Origin of the sequence: Streptomyces sp. NBC_00045, from assembly GCF_045041095.1 — a bacterium.
Classification (GTDB): Bacteria; Actinomycetota; Actinomycetes; order Streptomycetales; family Streptomycetaceae; genus Streptomyces.
The window spans coordinates 1256010-1272113 of record NZ_CP108271.1; the positions used below are offsets into that span (position 1 = coordinate 1256010).

The window sequence follows — 16104 nt, forward strand, 5'->3', positions numbered from 1 at the left end:
CTACTTCCGCATGATCGCGGGTTCGTGGCGGCGCAGCAGCCGCAGGACCAGCACCCCGAACAGGACGGACAGGGCCACCAGCATCCCCATGTCCAGCAGCCACACCCCCGGGCTGTGTGCGAAGAGCGGGTCGTCGGTGATCTTGCCGGGCACGATCGCGCCGAGGTCGATGGTGGCGGCCATGGCGCCGAGCGCCCACCGGGAGGGAACCAGCCAGGCCAGCTGTCCGATGACGGGTACGCCGTCGAGCTGGAGCAGGGCCCCGCAGAAGACCACCTGGACGATGGCGAGGAGGACCAGCAGCGGCATGGTGACCTCCTCCTTGCGGACTAGGGCGGAGACCAGCAGGCCGAGCATCATGGCGGTGAAGGACAGCAGGGCGACGGCGAGGGTGATTTCGACGAGGGGTGGCAGGAAGACTCCCTTGCCGCCCGGGGCGTTGGTGTCGACTCCGTAGAGTCCGACCAGCGTCAGCACCACGGCTTGGGCGACGGTGACGGCGCCGAGCACCATCACCTTGGACATCAGGTAGGCGGATCTGGACAGTCCGACGGCCCGTTCCCGCTGGTAGATGACGCGTTCCTTGACCAGCTCGCGCACGGCGTTGGCGGCGCCCGTCAGTACGCCACCGACGCACAGGATGAGCAGGGCGTTGATCGCGGTCTCCTGCGTGAGGCTGCTGCCCGCGAGGGCGCGGGCCATGGCTCCCATGACGAACGGCAGCGCGATCATGATGACGAGGAAGGTGCGGTCCGCGCCGAGGGCGGCGGCGTAGCGGCGCATCAGGGTGGAGAGCTGGGAGCCCCAGCTCTGGGCCTTGGGCGGTGGGGCGGCGAACGCGGCCGTGGCGGACCGGTCCGCATCCGGCCGGGGCTGCCGCGCGGCGTTCCGTACGTACCTGCGGTGCTGGGGGGAGCTGCGGTACTCCCCCGCCCAGTCCCGGTCCTGCTCGTTCTCGAAGGCTTCGAAGGCTTCGGGCCACTGGGCGAAGCCGAAGAAGCCGAGGGTTGCGTCGGGCGGTCCGAAGTAGGCGATGCGCCCGCCCGGGGCGAGGACCAGCAGCCGGTCGCAGACGTCGAGGCTGAGCACGCTGTGGGTGACGACGATGACGGTGCGGCCGTCGTCGGCTAGGCCGCGCAGCATGTGCATGACGGAGCGGTCCATGCCGGGGTCGAGGCCGGAGGTGGGCTCGTCCAGGAACAGCAGGGACGGCTTGGTCAGCAGTTCGAGTGCGACGGAGACGCGTTTGCGCTGACCTCCGGAGAGGCTGTGGATGGGCTGGTCGGCGCGCTGGCGCAGGCCCAGTTCGCCGATCACCTCGTCGACGCGGGCCTGGCGTTCGGCGGGGGCGGTGTCCTGCGGGAAGCGCAGTTCGGCGGCGTACGTGAGGGCGCGGCGGACGGTGAGCTGGGCGTGCAGGATGTCGTCCTGGGGGACGAGGCCGATGCGGCTGCGCAGCTCGGCGTAGTCGCGGTAGAGGTCGCGGCCGTCGTAGAGGACGGTGCCGTGGTCGGCGGGGCGCAGTCCGGTGAGGGCGCCGAGGAGGGTGGACTTGCCGGCTCCGCTGGGTCCGACGACCGCCAGCAGGCATTTGGCGCCGACGGGGAAGGAGACGTCGTCGAGGAGGGTCTTGCGGCCGTGGTCGACGGCGACGGCGAGGTCCTGGACGTCGAGGGAGACCTCGCCGGTGTCGACGTACTCCTGGAGCTGGTCGCCGATGAGGCAGAGGGCGGTGTGGCCGATGCCGATGATGTCGCCCTCGGTGACGGGGGCGCGGTCGGTACGGGTGCCGTTGAGGAAGGTGCCGTTGTGGCTCCCGAGGTCGGCGATCTCGTACGTGCCGTCGGCGAGGGCGCGCAGTTCGGCGTGCTGGCGGGAGACGACGAGGTCGTCGATGACCAGGTCGTTCTCGGAGGAGCGGCCGATGCGCACGGCGGTCCGGGCGGGCAGCGGGCGCACGGCGGTGGGCCGGCGGAAGGTGCCGGTCAGGGAGGGGTGCGACACCGAGGACGGGCGGGAGCCGCCGATCGGGGCGGCAGGGGCGGCCGGGGCCGGTCCGAGGAGCAGGGCGCGCGGGCCGTCGGCGGCGCTGCCGAAGCGGAGTTCGCTGCCGGCGCCGACGCTCCACTCGTGGATGCGGTGGCCGTCGGCCCAGGTGCCGTTGGTGCTGTTCTCGTCCTCCACGGTCCAGTGGTCGCCGTCGGGGCGCAGGAGGGCGTGGTGCCAGGAGACTCGGGCGTCGTCGAGGCAGACCTCGCAGAGGGGGTCCCGGCCGACGTGGTACGTCCGGCCCGGGACCATCGCGGTGGTGCCCGTGTCGGTCTCCAGGACGAGCTCGGGCGCGGTCGACACACCGGGGCGCTGGACCATGAGCAGATTTTCCCACGATCCGCCCCGCTCGGCAGGGATCGACATCACCGCAGGTCAGAGACCTCTTATGGGTAATGACAACGGTCCCCGTTGCAGCCTTTGCCCATTGCGTCACGGTGCGCTTCACTTCACCCGTCGGAACCGAACACACGGGGGACGCCATGAGTGGGCACGACCACGCGCACGACGACCACGACCACGGCCACGGCGGTGGCCACGGCGGTGGCCACGGCGGTGGCCACGGCGGTGGCCACGGCGGTGGCCACGGCGGTGGCCACGGCGGTGGCCACGGCGGTGGCCACGGCGGTCACAGCCACGGCGTCTCCGCGGACGCCGACCGGCGCTGGCTGGCCATCGCGCTCGGCCTGATCGGCGCGTTCATGGCGGTCGAGGTGGTCATCGGCATCGTGGCGCAGTCCCTGGCCCTGATCTCGGACGCCGCCCACATGCTCACCGACGCCGTCTCGATCGTCCTCGCGCTGATCGCGATGCGGCTCGCCGCCCGACCGGCGCGCGGCGGGTTCACGTACGGCCTCAAGCGCGCGGAGATACTCTCCGCCCAGGCCAACGGGCTCACCCTGATCCTCCTCGCGGTCTGGCTGGCGTACGAGGCGGTCCGGCGGCTGCTCGACCCACCGGCGGTGGCGGGCGGGCTGGTCCTGGTGACGGCGCTCGCGGGCATCGTCGTGAACGTGGCCGCCGCGTGGTGCATCTCCAGGGCGAACCGCTCCTCGCTCGCCGTCGAGGGCGCCTACCAGCACATACTGAACGACCTGTTCGCCTTCATCGGCACCGCCGTCGCCGGTCTGATCGTGCTCACCACGGGATTCGTCCAGGCCGACGCCATCGCCACCCTCGTGGTCGTGGCGCTGATGATCAAGGCGGGCTACGGGCTGGTCCGCGAGTCCGGCCGGATCTTCCTGGAGGCCGCACCGGCCCACATGGACCCGGACGCGGTGGGCGACCGGCTGGTCGGGCACCCGCCGGTCACCGAGGTGCACGACCTGCACATCTGGACGATCACCTCCGGTCAGGCGGCGCTGTCCGCGCACGTCCTCGTCGAACCGGCCGGTGACTGCCATGCCGTACGCCGCGACCTGGAGCGGCTGCTGGAGAAGGAGTACGGGATCACCCACACCACCCTCCAGGTGGACCACGTACAGGAGGCGCTGCTCAGCGTCGGCCGCCACGGCGAGGACCCGGCCGACCCGCACTGCGCGGACGCGCACGGCCCGGTGCACCGCCAGGGCCCGCACGACCACTGACCGGCCGGCCGGCACGCGCCGCACTGACCGGCCGCTCGGCGGGGCATACATGGACGCATGACGCAGAAGCGCAGCGCCGGACTGCTCCTGTTCCGCACGGCGGACGACGGCATCGAGGTGCTCCTCGGCCATATGGGCGGCCCGTTCTGGGAGCACAAGGACGACGGGGCCTGGGCCATCCCCAAGGGTGAGTACGAGGCCGACGAGACCCCGCTCGACGCGGCCCGCCGCGAGTTCACGGAGGAGATCGGCCTGCCGCCGCCGGAGGGCCCCTACCTCCCGCTCGGCGAGCTGCGGATCCCGAACGGCAAGCTGGTGACGATCTGGGCCGTGCGGGCGGACCTCGACCCGGCGCTGATGGTGCCCGGGACGTTCACGATGGAGTGGCCTCCGCACTCGGGCCGGACGCAGGAGTTCCCCGAGCTGGACCGGGTGGCCTGGTTCGCTCCGCCCATGGCCGAAACCAAACTGATTCCCTCTCAAATTCCTTTCCTGGAGAGGCTGTTGGGGTTGCCGCGAGGTTGACCCGACCTTGACTTGCCAACAAACCCCACCTGCCTGGACATTGCACATATGACGAACGTCGTGCTGGTGGGAACCCTGGACACCAAGGGTGTCGAGTACGGCTGGCTGCGCGAGAGGCTGCTGCGCACCGGCGTCGAAGTGATCATGGTCGACACAGGAATCATGGGCGATCCCCGGGTGCCCGCGGACATACCGCGCGAAGCGGTGGCCCGGGCAGCGGGAACGGAACTGTCGGACCTACGAACGGCCGCCGACCGGGGTGCGGCCGTGACCGCGATGGCCAACGGCGCCGAGGCGACGCTCTTACGCCTGCACGCCGAAGGACGGCTGCACGGGGTGCTCGCCATAGGCGGCAGCGGCGGCACCTCCATAGCCACCCGGGCGATGCGCGCCCTACCGCTGGGCGTGCCGAAGCTGATGGTCTCGTCCATGGCGTCCGGGGACGTGGCCCCGTACGTCGGATCCTCGGACATCGCGATGATGTACAGCGTGGTGGACATCGCGGGGATCAACAGCATCTCCGCGCCGGTCCTGGCGAACGCGGTCGAGGCGGCCGCGGGGATGGCCAAGGCCTTCGAGCGGTCCTCGATGGAGCTGCGCCGCCCGGCCAGACTCGGCGCGGGCTCCCGCCCGCTGGTCGCGGCGAGCATGGCGGGCGTCACCACGGCGGGTGTGGACGCCGCCCGCGAACGGCTGACGGAACTCGGCTACGAGGTGCTGGTCTTCCACTCCAGCGGGACCGGCGGCCGCACCCTGGAGACCCTGGCCGGGCAGGGCATCTTCGCCGGCGTACTCGACCTGACGCTCAGCGAGCTCGCCGACGACCTGTGCGGCGGCATCCTCACCGCCGGCCCCGACCGGCTCAGCGCCGCCGGGCGGGCCGGGATTCCGCAGGTGGTGAGCCTGGGGGCGCTGGACATGGTGAAGTTCGGCCCGCTGGAGACCCTGCCCGAACGGGCCCGCTACCGCCGGGTCCACGTGCACAACCCGTCCGTCACGGTGATCCGCACGACCCGCTCCGAATGCGCGGAGCTGGGCCGCCGGGTCGCCTCCAGACTCCGTGCGGCGACCGGCCCCACGGCCGTGTGCGTCCCACTCCGCGGACTGTCCACGCTGGGCGCGCCGGGCGGCACCTACCATGACCCGGACGCGGACCGGGCCCTGTTCTCGGCGCTGCGCGAGGGGCTGCGGGGCAGCTCCGCCCGGCTCTACGACTACGACACCCACATCAACGACCCGGCCTTCGGGCGGGCGGCGGCCGACCGGCTGCACGCCATGATCGGCGCCGCGCGGGCCGCGGCCTGAACACCGGTGAGACGCCCCGCCAGGTTGGGAACCAGCCGTGGCGGAAACCGTGTCCCTGGGTGTGGCCGCTCGGAACGACCGGGCCGGGGACTCGGTGACGCCACGGACGGGGGCAGACGATGAAGAACGAATGGACGGTGCCCGGCTACGCGCAGGTCCGCGAGCTCGGCTCGGGCGGCAGTGGCCGCGTGGTCCTCGCCGTCCACGAAGCCACGGGCACCCCGGTCGCGGTGAAGTACCTCAGCGACCGGCTGCGCGAGGACCCTGCGTTCGTCGGGGAGTTCCGGGCCGAGGCGCGGCTGCTCGGCGGACTGGACACGCCGTACGTGGTGCGCTTGTACGAGTACGTCGAGTACACGACGGCTCCCGGCGGCGCCGCCATCGTCATGGAACTGGTCGACGGGATCTCCCTGCGCGCCCTGCTGAAGCAGGCCGGGCAGACCGATCCCGAGGCCGCGCTGGTGGTGCTGAAGGGCTCGCTGCTGGGCCTGGCCGCGGCGCACCGGGCGGGCGTCGTCCACCGCGACTACAAGCCCGAGAACGTACTGGTCGGCGCCGACGGCTCCTCGAAGCTGGTGGACTTCGGCATCGCGGCGCGCCGCGGGACGACCCCGGGCGTGGCCGGCACTCCGGCGTACATGGCCCCTGAGCAGTGGCAGGGCCGGCCGGCCTCGCCCGCGGCCGACGTGTACGCGGCGACGGCGACCTTCTTCGAGTGCCTGACCGGCCGCAAGCCGTTCGCCGGGGAGAACTTCGCGGAGCTGGCGGTCCAGCACATCGAGGCCCCGGTGCCGGAGACCGAGGCGCCCGAACCGGTGCGCCCGCTGATCCGGCGGGGTCTGGCCAAGGTTCCGGAGCAGCGGCCGGAGAACGCCGAGGCGTTCGTGGCGGAACTGGAGGACGTGGCGCTCGCCGCGTACGGACCGGACTGGGAGGAGCGCGGGCAGCGCAAGCTCGCGGCGCTGGCCGCGCTGCTGCCGCTGCTGTTCCCCTCCGCCGGCGCTCCGGCAGCCGGGACCACGGCGGTGGCCACGACCACGATCGCGAGCCCTTCCCGCTGGGCGCCGGGCCGGCGCGGCCTGATCGCGGGCGGCGCGGCGCTGGTCCTGGGGGTGCTCGCCGCGCTCACCTACAGTGCGGCCGGAGGGGAGGCCGGCGGTGCCGCCGCGCTGAACGCGTTCGCGACGTCGAGTGCGAGCCCGGGCGCCACCGGCCCCTCGCCGGCGCCGGGTCCGAGCGTGTCCGCCACTTCCTCGCCGTCCCCGTCCCCCTCCCCCTCGCTGTCCCCGTCCACGTCGCCGACGCCTTCTCCGTCATCGACGCCGAGCCCGAGTTGGTCGCCGGTGGCGACGCCGACGACCACCCCGCCGACGACGAGTCCGACGACCACCGCGCCGCCCTCGCCGAAACCGACGGTGGTCGTCGGCGCGGTGTCCGTCACCCTCCGCGAGACGGGCCCGTCCCTGGGGCAGGCGACGGTGACGGTCGAGGCGAAGGGCACGGCGCCGGTGACGGTGGTCCTGGAATGGTTCACCGGCAGCGCGGAGGGGAAGCTCGGCACGCCGGACGGCGCCTCCGACACCCTGACGTACCAGCCGGGCGCCGCGGCACCGCTCGTCAAGACCCACACCTTCGGCGGTCGGGGCTGCTACTGGGGCGTGCTCGCCACCACCAAGCCCGCCGCCGGCAATGGTTCCTCGACCTCCCAGGTCTACATCAGGAGGTGCACGATCGGATGAGCGACGACGACTACAGCGCCACCGTCCTCGGCAGTCACTGGTTCAGCGGGCCCCCGCAGCCGGAGTCCCGGACGCTCCCGCTGCCGCAACCGCCGCAGGAGGCCGTGCCCGACCGGATCGAGGGGTCGGTCCTGCGGTTCGGGCCCGGGGTGACCGCCGCGATGCCGGCCCCGTTCCCCGTGGTCGCCGAACCCGTGCCGCGCCGACGGCGCGCGGAGTGGCGCCGGTACACCCTGGCCGCCGCCGTCCTGCTCGCGGTGCTCGCGTACCTGGCCTGGCAGCGGTACGGCCCGGCCCTGGAGGTACGGGACGTGACGGTCGCCGCCGGCCCGCAGGGTCCCGGCTGCGATTCCACGGCGGACGTGGTGGCGGTCGTACGGACCAACGGCCGGGCGGGGACCCTCACGTACCGGTGGATCCGCTCCGACGGCACTCAGTCGGAGCAGCTCACCGAGCGGGTGCCGCGCGGGCGCAAGGAGGCCCGGCTGCACCTGCTGTGGACCTTCCAGGGCCGGGGCACGTACGCGGCCGAGGCCAAGCTCCAGCTGGTCTCGCCCGCGGAGCGCACCGCCGCGACGCAGTTCACGTACCGCTGCACCGGCTAGCCGACGGACTGCGGCGGGGCCCACGGCCCGGTGGGGCGGGACCAACGGCACCGTCCTTCCGGTCGAGGCCGCCGATGCCGTTCGGCCGAAGCGCGCACACCGCTCCCGCTGGTTGACGCGAAGACGCCGACGAGGACTCAGGGACGCCCCCCGGCACCGCGCGCCACGTTCCGGCCGGCGAACACCCCGACCGGGGCGTGGCCGTCCCGCACGGATGCCTCGTCCGCGCGGGAGGCCCGCAGCCGCTTCGGGGAGTGGCTGCGGGCCCCTTCGCGCCGACCCGTCCGTGGCAGGTCGTTCAAAAGCGGGCGTGGGCGGTGATGTCCGCCTCGAACTCGCCCGTCATCGCAGTGGTCACCGTCGGCCGGCACTGCGCGACCGCCGCCAGGTAGTCCTGCGTGGAGGCGCCGAGCTGGGCCGCCGCCGCGCCGCGCGCGCCCACCGCCTCCAGGTCCCGCTCGAAGGACACCTGCGCCGCGATCCGCGCCGCGTGCTCGATGTCGGCCGGGGTGAACAGCTCGCTCGCCGCCACCAGCGCCGCCACGTCCACGTCCGGCCGGCCGGCCGTGTAGCGGGACCAGATCGCGGCGCGCGCCCCGGCGTCCGGGGTGCCGATCGGGATCAGGTAGTCGAAGCGCCCGGGCCGCAGGAAGGCCGGGTCCAGGGAGCGGATGGAGTTGGTGGCGCACACCAGCAACCGCTCGTCGCCCTCCCGGAACCCGGGGATCAGCTTCAGCAACTCGTTCGTGACCCCGTGGATCCCGCCGGGCTGCGCCGGCTCGGTGCGCACGGGTGCGATCTCCTCCACCTCGTCGATGAAGACGAGGACCCGCTCCAGCTCGGCGATCCGGGCGAACGCGTCGCGCAGCGCGGCGGCCAGGTTGCCCTCGTCGGCGAGGCGGGAGGGCAACAGTTCCACGAAGGGCCAGCCGAGCCGGGAGGCAATGGCGCGGGCGAAGGTGGTCTTGCCGGTGCCGGGCGGCCCGAAGAGGGTGATGGCGCGCGGCGGCCGCACGCCGTGCGCGGCGGCCCGCTCGGGCTCGGCGAGCGGCAGCACGACGCGCCGTTCTATGAGGTCCTTCTCGTGCTCCATGCCGGCGACCCCGGTCCACAGGTCGTTGGGGAGGAAGCGGCCGCCGAGGTCGTCGAGCAGGCCGGCTGCGGGTCCGTGCAGCGGCTCGGTCTTCTCGAAGTAGGCGACGGCGGGCTGGCGCGTGTAGCCGGCGTTGAGGAGGCCCTCGCCGAGCAGGTCCTCCTCGGGCAGGACGTACGCGATCCGCCCGACGCGGGCGGCGATCAGCCGCCGCTCCAGTTCGACGAGGAGGGCGCTGGCCAGGCCCCGGCCGCGCCAGCCCGCAGCGATCGCGATCCGCATCACCCAGGCCCGCTCGCCGGTGACGCAGGCGAGGGCCGCACCGATCGGGACGCCCTGGTGCACGGCCACCACGCAGGGCTGCCGGTCGGTGAGGGCGCTGATGCACTCGGCGAGCGAGAAGACGGACTCCTGGCCGAGTTCGGCCGTGGTGTCGATCAGGTGGACCACCGCGGCGAGATCGCTCTCGCGGTAGTCGTGGATGAGCCAGTTCACCGGGTACCGCCCCTCGTTCGTGCTCCTGCGGCGAGGCTAGGGGCGGGCGGGCCCGGCGATCACGCTCCGCCGTGCACAACAGCCGGTCCGGAAACCGTCCGTGTCGTCCATAGACTGGTGGCTTCCGCCCGCGCCCCGTACCGAGGACCCGATCAGTTCCATGACTTGCGACATGTCCGCTGACCGGTCCGGCGCCCGCCTGCGGACGATCACGTGGCTGGTTCCCGTCCTGTGGACGCTCGGGCTCGGTCTGTGGGGGCTTTCGCGGCAGGACAGCGTGTGGCGGGACGAGGCGGCGACCTGGCAGGTGGCCGGGCGGTCGACGGGCGAGATATGGGACATGCTCGGCAACGTCGACGCCGTGCACGGGCTGTACTACCTGCTGATGCACGGGCTCTTCGAGCTCTTCGGGGCGGGTACGACCACGCTGCGGCTGCCGTCGGTGCTGGCGGTGGCGGCCGCCGCGGCCTGCGTGGCCGTGATCGGGCGGCGGCTGGCCGGCTTCTGGGCGGGGCTGGGCGGCGGACTGGCGCTCGGGCTGCTGCCAGCCGTGCAGTTCTACCTGCAGGAGGGCCGGCCGTACGCGCTGGTCACGGCCGGCGCCGGGCTGTCGACCCTGCTGCTGGTGTCGCTGCTGTCGGCGCCGCCCGGCCGGCGTGCCTGGCCGCGGTGGACGGGGTACGCGCTCGCGGTGCTGGTGTGCGCGCTACTGAACTGGCTGTCGCTGCTGGTCCTGCCCGCGCACGCGGCGACGCTGTGGTGGGTGCGGGCCGGGCGCGGGGTGTGGCTGCGCTGGGCGGCGTACGGGGCGTGCGCGGTCGCGGGGGCGTTGCCGCTGGTGCTGTTCAGCCGCAGCCAGTCCGACCAGGTGTCGTGGATACCGCCGCTCACCTGGCACATGATGATCGGCCCGGCGATCCTGCTGGCGATCGGCGGCATCGGCGCCCTCGCGGACCGGCCGCGCACGGGCGGGCTGTCGGCGACGGCGGTGGGGCTGCCGCTGCTGGCGGTGCCGCAGCTCGGCCTGATCGGGATGTCCCTGGTCCAGCCGCTGTTCCTGGACCGGTACGTGCTGTTCAGCATGCTGGGACTGGCCCTGCTGATCGGTGCGGGTCTGGGCGCCGCCGTACGGGCCGTCCGGCCCCGGTTCCCGCGGGCGCCGGGCCTGCTCGTTCCGGCCGTGACCGGGATCGCGGTAGTGGCCATGCTGCCGTTGGAGCTGGACAAGCGGGCACCGGCCAGCCGGGTCGACGACGTGCTGTCGGTGGCCGGGGAGGTGGCCCGCCTGGGGCGGCCCGGGGACGCGGTGCTGTTCGTACCGGCCGCCCGGCGGGACACGGCGCTGGTCTCCCCGGGCTCCTTCACGGGGCTGGTGGACGTCGCCCTGGAGCGGAGCCCGGTGGCCTCGGCCACCCTCAAGGGCGAGGAGGCCGACCCGGCGCGGATACGGGCGGCGCTGCTCGGGCAGCGGCGGGTGCTGCTGGTGACGGACTCGGCGAAGGTCGCGAAGCCGTCGGGCGCCGCCCGGGACGCGGCGAAGGCGGCGGTGCTCAAAGAGCGGTTCCGGGTGGTGGAGGACCGCCAGGTCCGGGGCCGCCGGGTGACGGTGTACGAGCGCCGGTAGCGCCGGACGGTCAGGCGGCTTGGGCCTGCGCGGTGTGGGAGTCCAGCCAGGACAGCGAGGCGCGGGCCAGATCGGGCCAGCCGTGGTCGACGATCAGGGAGTGGCCTCGGTCCTCGAAGCACTGGTACTCGGTGGTCGCGTGCGAGTGACTGTACTGCTTGTAGGTCGAGCGGGTCAGCAGGTCCGGGACGGTGTGGTCGAGCCTGCCGGACAGCAGGAGCAGCGGGCCGCGGGTCTCGTTCCCGGTGTCGACCTCGGCCGGGGAGTGCGGGGTGAAATTGCCGAGCGCCAGCTGGAACAGCGGGCGGGCGGTGCTCGGGATCGTCCACTCGTCGTACAGCTCTTCGGACTCCTCCTCGGACACGGCGTTGGCGAAGCCGTAGCGGAACTGCTCGCGGTTCAGCGCCACGGACCGCCGGGTGTTGCCGGGATCGCGCAGGACGGCGAACGTCGACCTGGCCTGCGCCGGGGCGATCGCCTTGACGCCCTTGATCTGCCCCGGGCAGATGGCCACCGCGGCCTCGGCGAGACCTTGGCCGAGCAGGTGCTGGGCGATGAACCCGCCGACCGAGTGCCCCACGAGGACCGGACGGACGGGCAGGGCCCGGATCACCCTGGCGTGCGCGTCCGAGATCTCGACGAGCCCGACCCCCGCCTGGTCGTCGGGCCGGCGGCGGGCCTCGGCGACGGTGTCGGGGACCCCGGGCCACTCCGGCAGGACGGGCTCGTACCCGGCGTCGCCGAAGGTGTCGGCCCAGCCCTCCCAGCTCGTGGAATGCAGCCAGAGGCCGTGGATGAACACCACGGGCGTGCGGCGCTGTGCGGTCATGGCGGGACACCTCCTGGACCCCCCTGGCGCCTCTGCCAGTCTCGCCCGCCCCGCGCGCCCCCGCCACGCGCCGCTCACCTGTGGGGCCCGGATTCACAGCGCATTCATATGGAATATCGGGCTCCGGACATAGCTTCGACGGGGAGGCTCGGGGCATGATCCCGCGCATGCACCTCCGACGACAGGCCGACCGAGCCCGCACCCGGCTGGCGGCGGCCCGGATCCTGCTGGCGCTGGCCGCGATGGCCGCCCTGGTCAGCGTGGACCTGCCCGACGCCGCGGCCGTGCCGCCGCTCGGGGTGACCGTCCAGGCCGGATCCGACGCGGCGGCGAACCGGGTGGGCGCCCTGTTCGCCGACACCCTCGACGGCGGGCACTTCTGCACTGCGGCCGTGGTGCACAGCGACGACCGCGATGTGATCGCGACCGCCGCGCACTGCCTGGACAATCCGGACAGCACGGTGTTCGCGCCGGGCTACCGCGACGGCAAGGCCCCGTACGGCACGTGGAAGCTGACCGGCACGTACGTCGCCCCGGAGTGGACGGACGGCCGGGACCCCGACCAGGACATCGCCTTCGCGACTGTCGTCCCGGCGGACGGCGGCACCCGGCGCATCGAGGACACGGTGGGCGGCTTCCCGGTGGCGACCGAGCAGCCGGACGACGTGACGGTGACGATCCTCGGCTACCCCAGCACCGACGAGGTCCCGCTGCGCTGCGCCAACGCCACGGGCTTGTTCTCGCAGACGCAGCGGCGGATCGACTGCCCGGACCTCGCAGGCGGCACGAGCGGCAGCCCCTGGCTCGCGGACGGCGCCCTGACCGGCGTCCTCGGCGGCTACGAGGACGGCGGCATGGTCCCGGAGGTCTCGTACAGCGCGGTGATGGGCGACCAGGCCCTGGAGCTCTACCGCGAGGCGGCGGTCTCCGCAGGCTGACCCCTGCCCCGGACGTCAGCCGAGGCGCTGCCCCTCCGGGAGCCCGGGCACGGGTGCGAACCAGGTCGGGTCGTTGCCTTGGGCGCGGTGGATGCGGTCCACCGCGAAGGGTTCCAGCGGGGGCAGGGCGTCCACCTCGAACCAGGCCACCTCCAGCGACTCGCTGTCGTTGGCCCGGGCCTCTCCGCCGGTGGCCCGGCAGCGGAAGGTGATGTCCTGGAACTGGCAGACGTCGCCGTTCGGGTAGGTGATCGGTTCGAGCATCTGCACCAGCACCACCCGCTCCGGCACGCAGTGCACCGCCGTCTCCTCGTACACCTCGCGCACCGCCGTCACGGCGGGCTGCTCCCCCGGCTCCGCGATCCCGCCGACCACGGACCAGCGGCCGGTGTCGGAGCGCCGGCCGAGCAGTACGCGCCCCCGGTCGTCGAAGACGATGGCGGTCACCCCGGGCAGCAGGAGCAGCTGGTTCCCGGCGGAGGCGCGGATCTGGCGGATGAAATCAGGTGTGGTCATCCCCCGACCCTACGAAACCGCCGGCGCCACCCCGTCAGGACGTCCTGCGGGCCCGGATCCGGCGGGCGAGGGTCCAGCCGAGGCCGCCCGCCGCGAGCAGGAGCAGCGCGTACTCGGGCAGCGGGCCGAAGCGGGTGGCCGGGGTCTGCGTGGAGCGCAGCGGGATCTCGGCGACGAGCGCGTCCGCCGTGAACATCTTCGTCTCCTGCACGATCTCCCCGTCGGGGCGGATCACCGCGCTGACACCGCTGGTGACGGGGACGAGCACGGTCCGGCTGTGTTCGACCGCGCGCACCCGGTCCATCGCGAGCTGCTGGTAGGTCATCTGCGAGCGGCCGAACGTCGCGTTGTTGCTCGGCACGGCGATCACCTGCGCCCCCGCCCGGACCGTGGAGCGCACCGCGTCGTCGAAGGCGGCCTCGTAGCAGGTGACCATGCCGACCCGGCTGCCCGCCATGTCGAAGACGCCCGGCTTCTTGCCGGGGCCGAAGTCGCGCTGCACCCGGTCCACGTCCGAGCTGAAGAGCCGGACGAAGGACCGCATCGGGATGCGCTCGCCGAAGGGCTGGATCTTGCGCTTGTCGTAGGTGTCGACGGGCCCCTTGACCGGGTCCCACAGGATCATCGTGTTGCGCAGCGGGCCGGTCTCCGGCACCAGTACGGAGCCGATCGCGACCGGGACGCCGATGGTCTTGACCGCCTCGTCGATGACGGCGTACGCATCGGGCTCGATGTACGGGTCGATGTCGGAGGAGTTCTCCGGCCAGACCACGAAGTCGGGCGCGGTGACCCGTCCGGCGCTGACGTCCGCGGCGAGCTGGAGCGTGCGGTTGGCGTGGTTGTCGAGGACCGCGCGGCGCTGGGCGTTGAAGTCGAAACCGGCTCGCGGGACGTTGCCCTGGACGACGGCGGCCACGGCGGTGCCCTTCTCGGGGGCGTCGGACACGAGCGGTCGGGCTGCGAGCGCCGCGCCGATCGGGGTGGCGACGGCGAGCGCGGCGAGGGCCGCGGCGGCCCGGCGGGGGTGGCCCAGGGCCACGCGCAGGGCCTCGTACAGCCCGAATCCGCAGAGGGCGACGGCGAAGGACAGCAGCGGGGTGCCGCCGAGGGCGGCGAGCGGCAGGAAGATCCCGTCGGCCTGGCCGAAGGCGAGCTTCCCCCAGGGGAAGCCGCCGAAGGGGGCCCGGGCGCGCAGTGCCTCGCCCGCGATCCAGACGGCCGCGCCCCACAGGGGCCAGGCGGGGAGCCTGCTGACGAGGGTGATCCCGAGGCAGGTGAGGCCGATCAGGAGGGCTTCGAGGGTGACGAGGGCGAGCCAGGGGACCGGGCCGACTCCCTCGCTGGTCCAGACGAGCAGCGGCAGCAGGAAGCCGAGGCCGTGCAAGAGCCCGAGGCCGAAGCCGGCGCGGGCGCGGCGGCCGCGGAGGCAGCCGCCGAGCACGGCGAGGGCGAAGGGGGCCAGCCACCACAGCGGGCGGGGAGGGAAGCTCAGGTAGAGCAGGGCGCCGGAGCCGGCCGCGAGGGCGGCGCGCAGCGGCCAGGAGGCCGCCCACCGCTTCCACGGCGATGCGGCGGCTTCGATTCCGGCTTCCGCCTCCGCGGCACGGCCGGGCTCTGCGGTGATGCTGCTGCTCATTTGCCGGAGTGTACGTGCCCACCCGCCGGCAGCGGGAGGACCTTCAGCGGGCAAGGGTCCGCAGGTGGGTTCGGATGACCCGGACCGCGTTCTCGGCATCGTCGACGGTGACCGTGAACACCTTGCCGTCGCCGAGCCGCAGTTCGACTCCCTCGCCGCGCCGGACGATGACGGCGGTGCCCTTGTCGGGCCGCCAGCGGTAGCCCCAACCGCCCCACTGTTGGGGGGTGATCCGGGGGAGGAACTCGGCGGAGTCCACCTCCACGAGCCGGATCTTGCGGCGCGGCAGCCCGATGTGGCCGCAGCGGACCTCCATCGCCTCGGCGTCGACGGTGACGGCGACGTGCACGAAAGCGAGGGTGCCGTAGAGGATCAGCAGGCCGACGGCGAGGCAGCCGATGACGGACATCAGCAGCGGGACGGTGCCGCCGGTCCAGTTCGAGTCGACGGCGAGCCCCACGCCGAGTGCGAGGCAGGCCGCACCGGCCACGGCGAGGAGCCACTGCGCGCGGTTGGAGGCCCGTCCCGTCCACAGCGGACCCGGGGGGTGAACCGTCATGTGTAGCAGCGTACTCACGTTCCGCATCTGCGCCACTGCCTGTCGCCCTCGCGGCGCGGGGGCGTCGCGAAGTCACCTGCCCGGCCTTGACCTCAAGCAAACTTGAGGTCCTACGTTCCTTCCCATGAGCACTCACGAGGCAGACCAGCGCGCCGTACAGACCGTTCCCGATCGCTACCGCACCGCGGTGGTGCCGCACATCATGGTGGCCGACGCACCGGCCGCGCTCTCCTTCTACCGGCGGGCCTTCGACGCCGTCGAGGACTTCCGCCTCGATCACCCCGAAGGCGGGGTGTTGCACGCCGAGGTACGGATCGCCGGGGCCACTCTGATGCTCGGCGACGTCTCCGAAGGACCCTTCAGCGCCCCGCCCGCGCTGGGCGGCACCTCCGCCGCGCTGCACGTGTTCGTACCGGACGTGGACGCACTCGTACGGACGGCGGTGGCCGAGGGCGCCGAACTGCTCCAGCCGCCGACCGACCAGTTCCACGGCGACCGGACCGCCATCCTCCGGGACCCGTTCGGGCACCTGTGGGTGTTCCTGACCCACCTGGAGGACGTGTCCCAGGACGAGCTGGAGGGCCGGCTGGCGGGCGGGTGACCCC

14 protein-coding genes are annotated in these 16104 nt (G+C 73.2%); 8 read left to right on the forward strand and 6 right to left on the reverse strand.

What is annotated here, in order from left to right; translation table 11 throughout:
* The gene (locus OHA65_RS05940) at positions 1–2370 is read right to left on the reverse strand and encodes an FHA domain-containing protein (protein ID WP_405761444.1); all 2370 of its coding nucleotides are present in this window, start codon (positions 2368–2370) and stop codon (positions 1–3) included.
* 161 nt (positions 2371–2531) lie between these two features.
* On the opposite strand from OHA65_RS05940, the gene OHA65_RS05945 reads away from it, so the two are divergent.
* The 5 genes from OHA65_RS05945 to OHA65_RS05965 all read left to right on the forward strand — a co-directional run bounded on the left by OHA65_RS05945 (position 2532) and on the right by OHA65_RS05965 (position 7809).
* The gene (locus OHA65_RS05945) at positions 2532–3635 is read left to right on the forward strand and encodes a cation diffusion facilitator family transporter (RefSeq protein WP_405761447.1); all 1104 of its coding nucleotides are present in this window, start codon (positions 2532–2534) and stop codon (positions 3633–3635) included.
* A gap of 57 nt (positions 3636–3692) precedes the next feature.
* Entirely contained in the window at positions 3693–4160 is a 468-nt protein-coding gene (locus OHA65_RS05950) for an NUDIX domain-containing protein (protein WP_327282062.1), read from the forward strand.
* Positions 4161–4208: 48 nt separating this feature from the next.
* Positions 4209–5465, forward strand: a complete 1257-nt coding sequence (locus tag OHA65_RS05955; RefSeq protein ID WP_405761450.1) for a Tm-1-like ATP-binding domain-containing protein — start codon at positions 4209–4211, stop codon at positions 5463–5465.
* Positions 5466–5584: 119 nt separating this feature from the next.
* Positions 5585–7204 (forward strand): serine/threonine-protein kinase, encoded by a 1620-nt coding sequence (locus tag OHA65_RS05960; RefSeq protein ID WP_405761453.1) that lies wholly within the window; start codon positions 5585–5587, stop codon positions 7202–7204.
* Positions 7201–7809, forward strand: coding sequence for a hypothetical protein (locus tag OHA65_RS05965; RefSeq protein WP_327282065.1), 609 nt, complete (start codon positions 7201–7203; stop codon positions 7807–7809). Before OHA65_RS05960 ends, OHA65_RS05965 begins: the two co-directional genes overlap by 4 nt.
* Before the next feature lie 298 nt (positions 7810–8107).
* Here the strand turns inward: OHA65_RS05965 and OHA65_RS05970 are convergent, their stop codons facing one another.
* Positions 8108–9397 (reverse strand): bifunctional GNAT family N-acetyltransferase/ATP-binding protein, encoded by a 1290-nt coding sequence (locus OHA65_RS05970; protein WP_327282066.1) that lies wholly within the window; start codon positions 9395–9397, stop codon positions 8108–8110.
* A 172-nt stretch (positions 9398–9569) separates the two neighbouring features.
* On the opposite strand from OHA65_RS05970, the gene OHA65_RS05975 reads away from it, so the two are divergent.
* Positions 9570–11021, forward strand: a complete 1452-nt coding sequence (locus OHA65_RS05975; protein ID WP_327282067.1) for a hypothetical protein — start codon at positions 9570–9572, stop codon at positions 11019–11021.
* A 10-nt stretch (positions 11022–11031) separates the two neighbouring features.
* On the opposite strand, the gene OHA65_RS05980 is transcribed toward OHA65_RS05975, so the two are convergent.
* Positions 11032–11850, reverse strand: a complete 819-nt coding sequence (locus tag OHA65_RS05980; RefSeq protein ID WP_327282068.1) for an alpha/beta fold hydrolase — start codon at positions 11848–11850, stop codon at positions 11032–11034.
* A 167-nt stretch (positions 11851–12017) separates the two neighbouring features.
* On the opposite strand from OHA65_RS05980, the gene OHA65_RS05985 reads away from it, so the two are divergent.
* On the forward strand, positions 12018–12788 hold the full coding sequence (locus OHA65_RS05985; RefSeq protein ID WP_327282069.1) for a trypsin-like peptidase domain-containing protein: 771 nt from the start codon (positions 12018–12020) through the stop codon (positions 12786–12788).
* 15 nt (positions 12789–12803) lie between these two features.
* Here OHA65_RS05985 and OHA65_RS05990 read toward each other — a convergent pair whose 3' ends face one another.
* The 3 genes from OHA65_RS05990 to OHA65_RS06000 are packed head-to-tail and all read right to left on the reverse strand — an operon-like array spanning position 12804 to position 15499.
* A complete protein-coding gene (locus OHA65_RS05990; RefSeq protein ID WP_327282070.1) occupies positions 12804–13304 on the reverse strand; it encodes an NUDIX domain-containing protein in 501 nt (166 codons plus the stop codon).
* Positions 13305–13338: 34 nt separating this feature from the next.
* Positions 13339–14940 carry an apolipoprotein N-acyltransferase gene (lnt, locus tag OHA65_RS05995; protein WP_405761458.1) on the reverse strand — a complete coding sequence of 534 codons (1602 nt, stop codon included), beginning with the start codon at positions 14938–14940 and terminating at the stop codon, positions 13339–13341.
* Between the two features lie 43 nt (positions 14941–14983).
* Complete coding sequence (locus OHA65_RS06000; protein ID WP_327282072.1) at positions 14984–15499, reverse strand: hypothetical protein; 516 nt, start codon at positions 15497–15499, stop codon at positions 14984–14986.
* Positions 15500–15623: 124 nt separating this feature from the next.
* On the opposite strand from OHA65_RS06000, the gene OHA65_RS06005 reads away from it, so the two are divergent.
* Positions 15624–16100: a VOC family protein gene (locus OHA65_RS06005; protein ID WP_327282073.1), complete on the forward strand. Its 477-nt coding sequence runs from the start codon at positions 15624–15626 to the stop codon at positions 16098–16100.
* Positions 16101–16104 lie beyond the last annotated feature (4 nt).

What these genes read in the sequence shown, in the direction of transcription:
- OHA65_RS06005 (WP_327282073.1), top strand. Translation starts at nt 15,624, where the DNA reads ATGAGCACTCACGAGGCAGACCAGCGCGCCGTACAGACCGTTCCCGAT.
- OHA65_RS05960 (WP_405761453.1), top strand. Translation starts at nt 5,585, where the DNA reads ATGAAGAACGAATGGACGGTGCCCGGCTACGCGCAGGTCCGCGAGCTC.
- OHA65_RS05950 (WP_327282062.1), top strand. Translation starts at nt 3,693, where the DNA reads ATGACGCAGAAGCGCAGCGCCGGACTGCTCCTGTTCCGCACGGCGGAC.
- OHA65_RS05975 (WP_327282067.1), top strand. Translation starts at nt 9,570, where the DNA reads ATGTCCGCTGACCGGTCCGGCGCCCGCCTGCGGACGATCACGTGGCTG.
- OHA65_RS06000 (WP_327282072.1), bottom strand. Translation starts at nt 15,499, where the DNA reads ATGACGGTTCACCCCCCGGGTCCGCTGTGGACGGGACGGGCCTCCAAC.
- OHA65_RS05980 (WP_327282068.1), bottom strand. Translation starts at nt 11,850, where the DNA reads ATGACCGCACAGCGCCGCACGCCCGTGGTGTTCATCCACGGCCTCTGG.
- OHA65_RS05990 (WP_327282070.1), bottom strand. Translation starts at nt 13,304, where the DNA reads ATGACCACACCTGATTTCATCCGCCAGATCCGCGCCTCCGCCGGGAAC.
- OHA65_RS05965 (WP_327282065.1), top strand. Translation starts at nt 7,201, where the DNA reads ATGAGCGACGACGACTACAGCGCCACCGTCCTCGGCAGTCACTGGTTC.
- lnt (WP_405761458.1), bottom strand. Translation starts at nt 14,940, where the DNA reads ATGAGCAGCAGCATCACCGCAGAGCCCGGCCGTGCCGCGGAGGCGGAA.
- OHA65_RS05945 (WP_405761447.1), top strand. Translation starts at nt 2,532, where the DNA reads ATGAGTGGGCACGACCACGCGCACGACGACCACGACCACGGCCACGGC.
- OHA65_RS05940 (WP_405761444.1), bottom strand. Translation starts at nt 2,370, where the DNA reads ATGGTCCAGCGCCCCGGTGTGTCGACCGCGCCCGAGCTCGTCCTGGAG.
- OHA65_RS05955 (WP_405761450.1), top strand. Translation starts at nt 4,209, where the DNA reads ATGACGAACGTCGTGCTGGTGGGAACCCTGGACACCAAGGGTGTCGAG.
- OHA65_RS05985 (WP_327282069.1), top strand. Translation starts at nt 12,018, where the DNA reads ATGCACCTCCGACGACAGGCCGACCGAGCCCGCACCCGGCTGGCGGCG.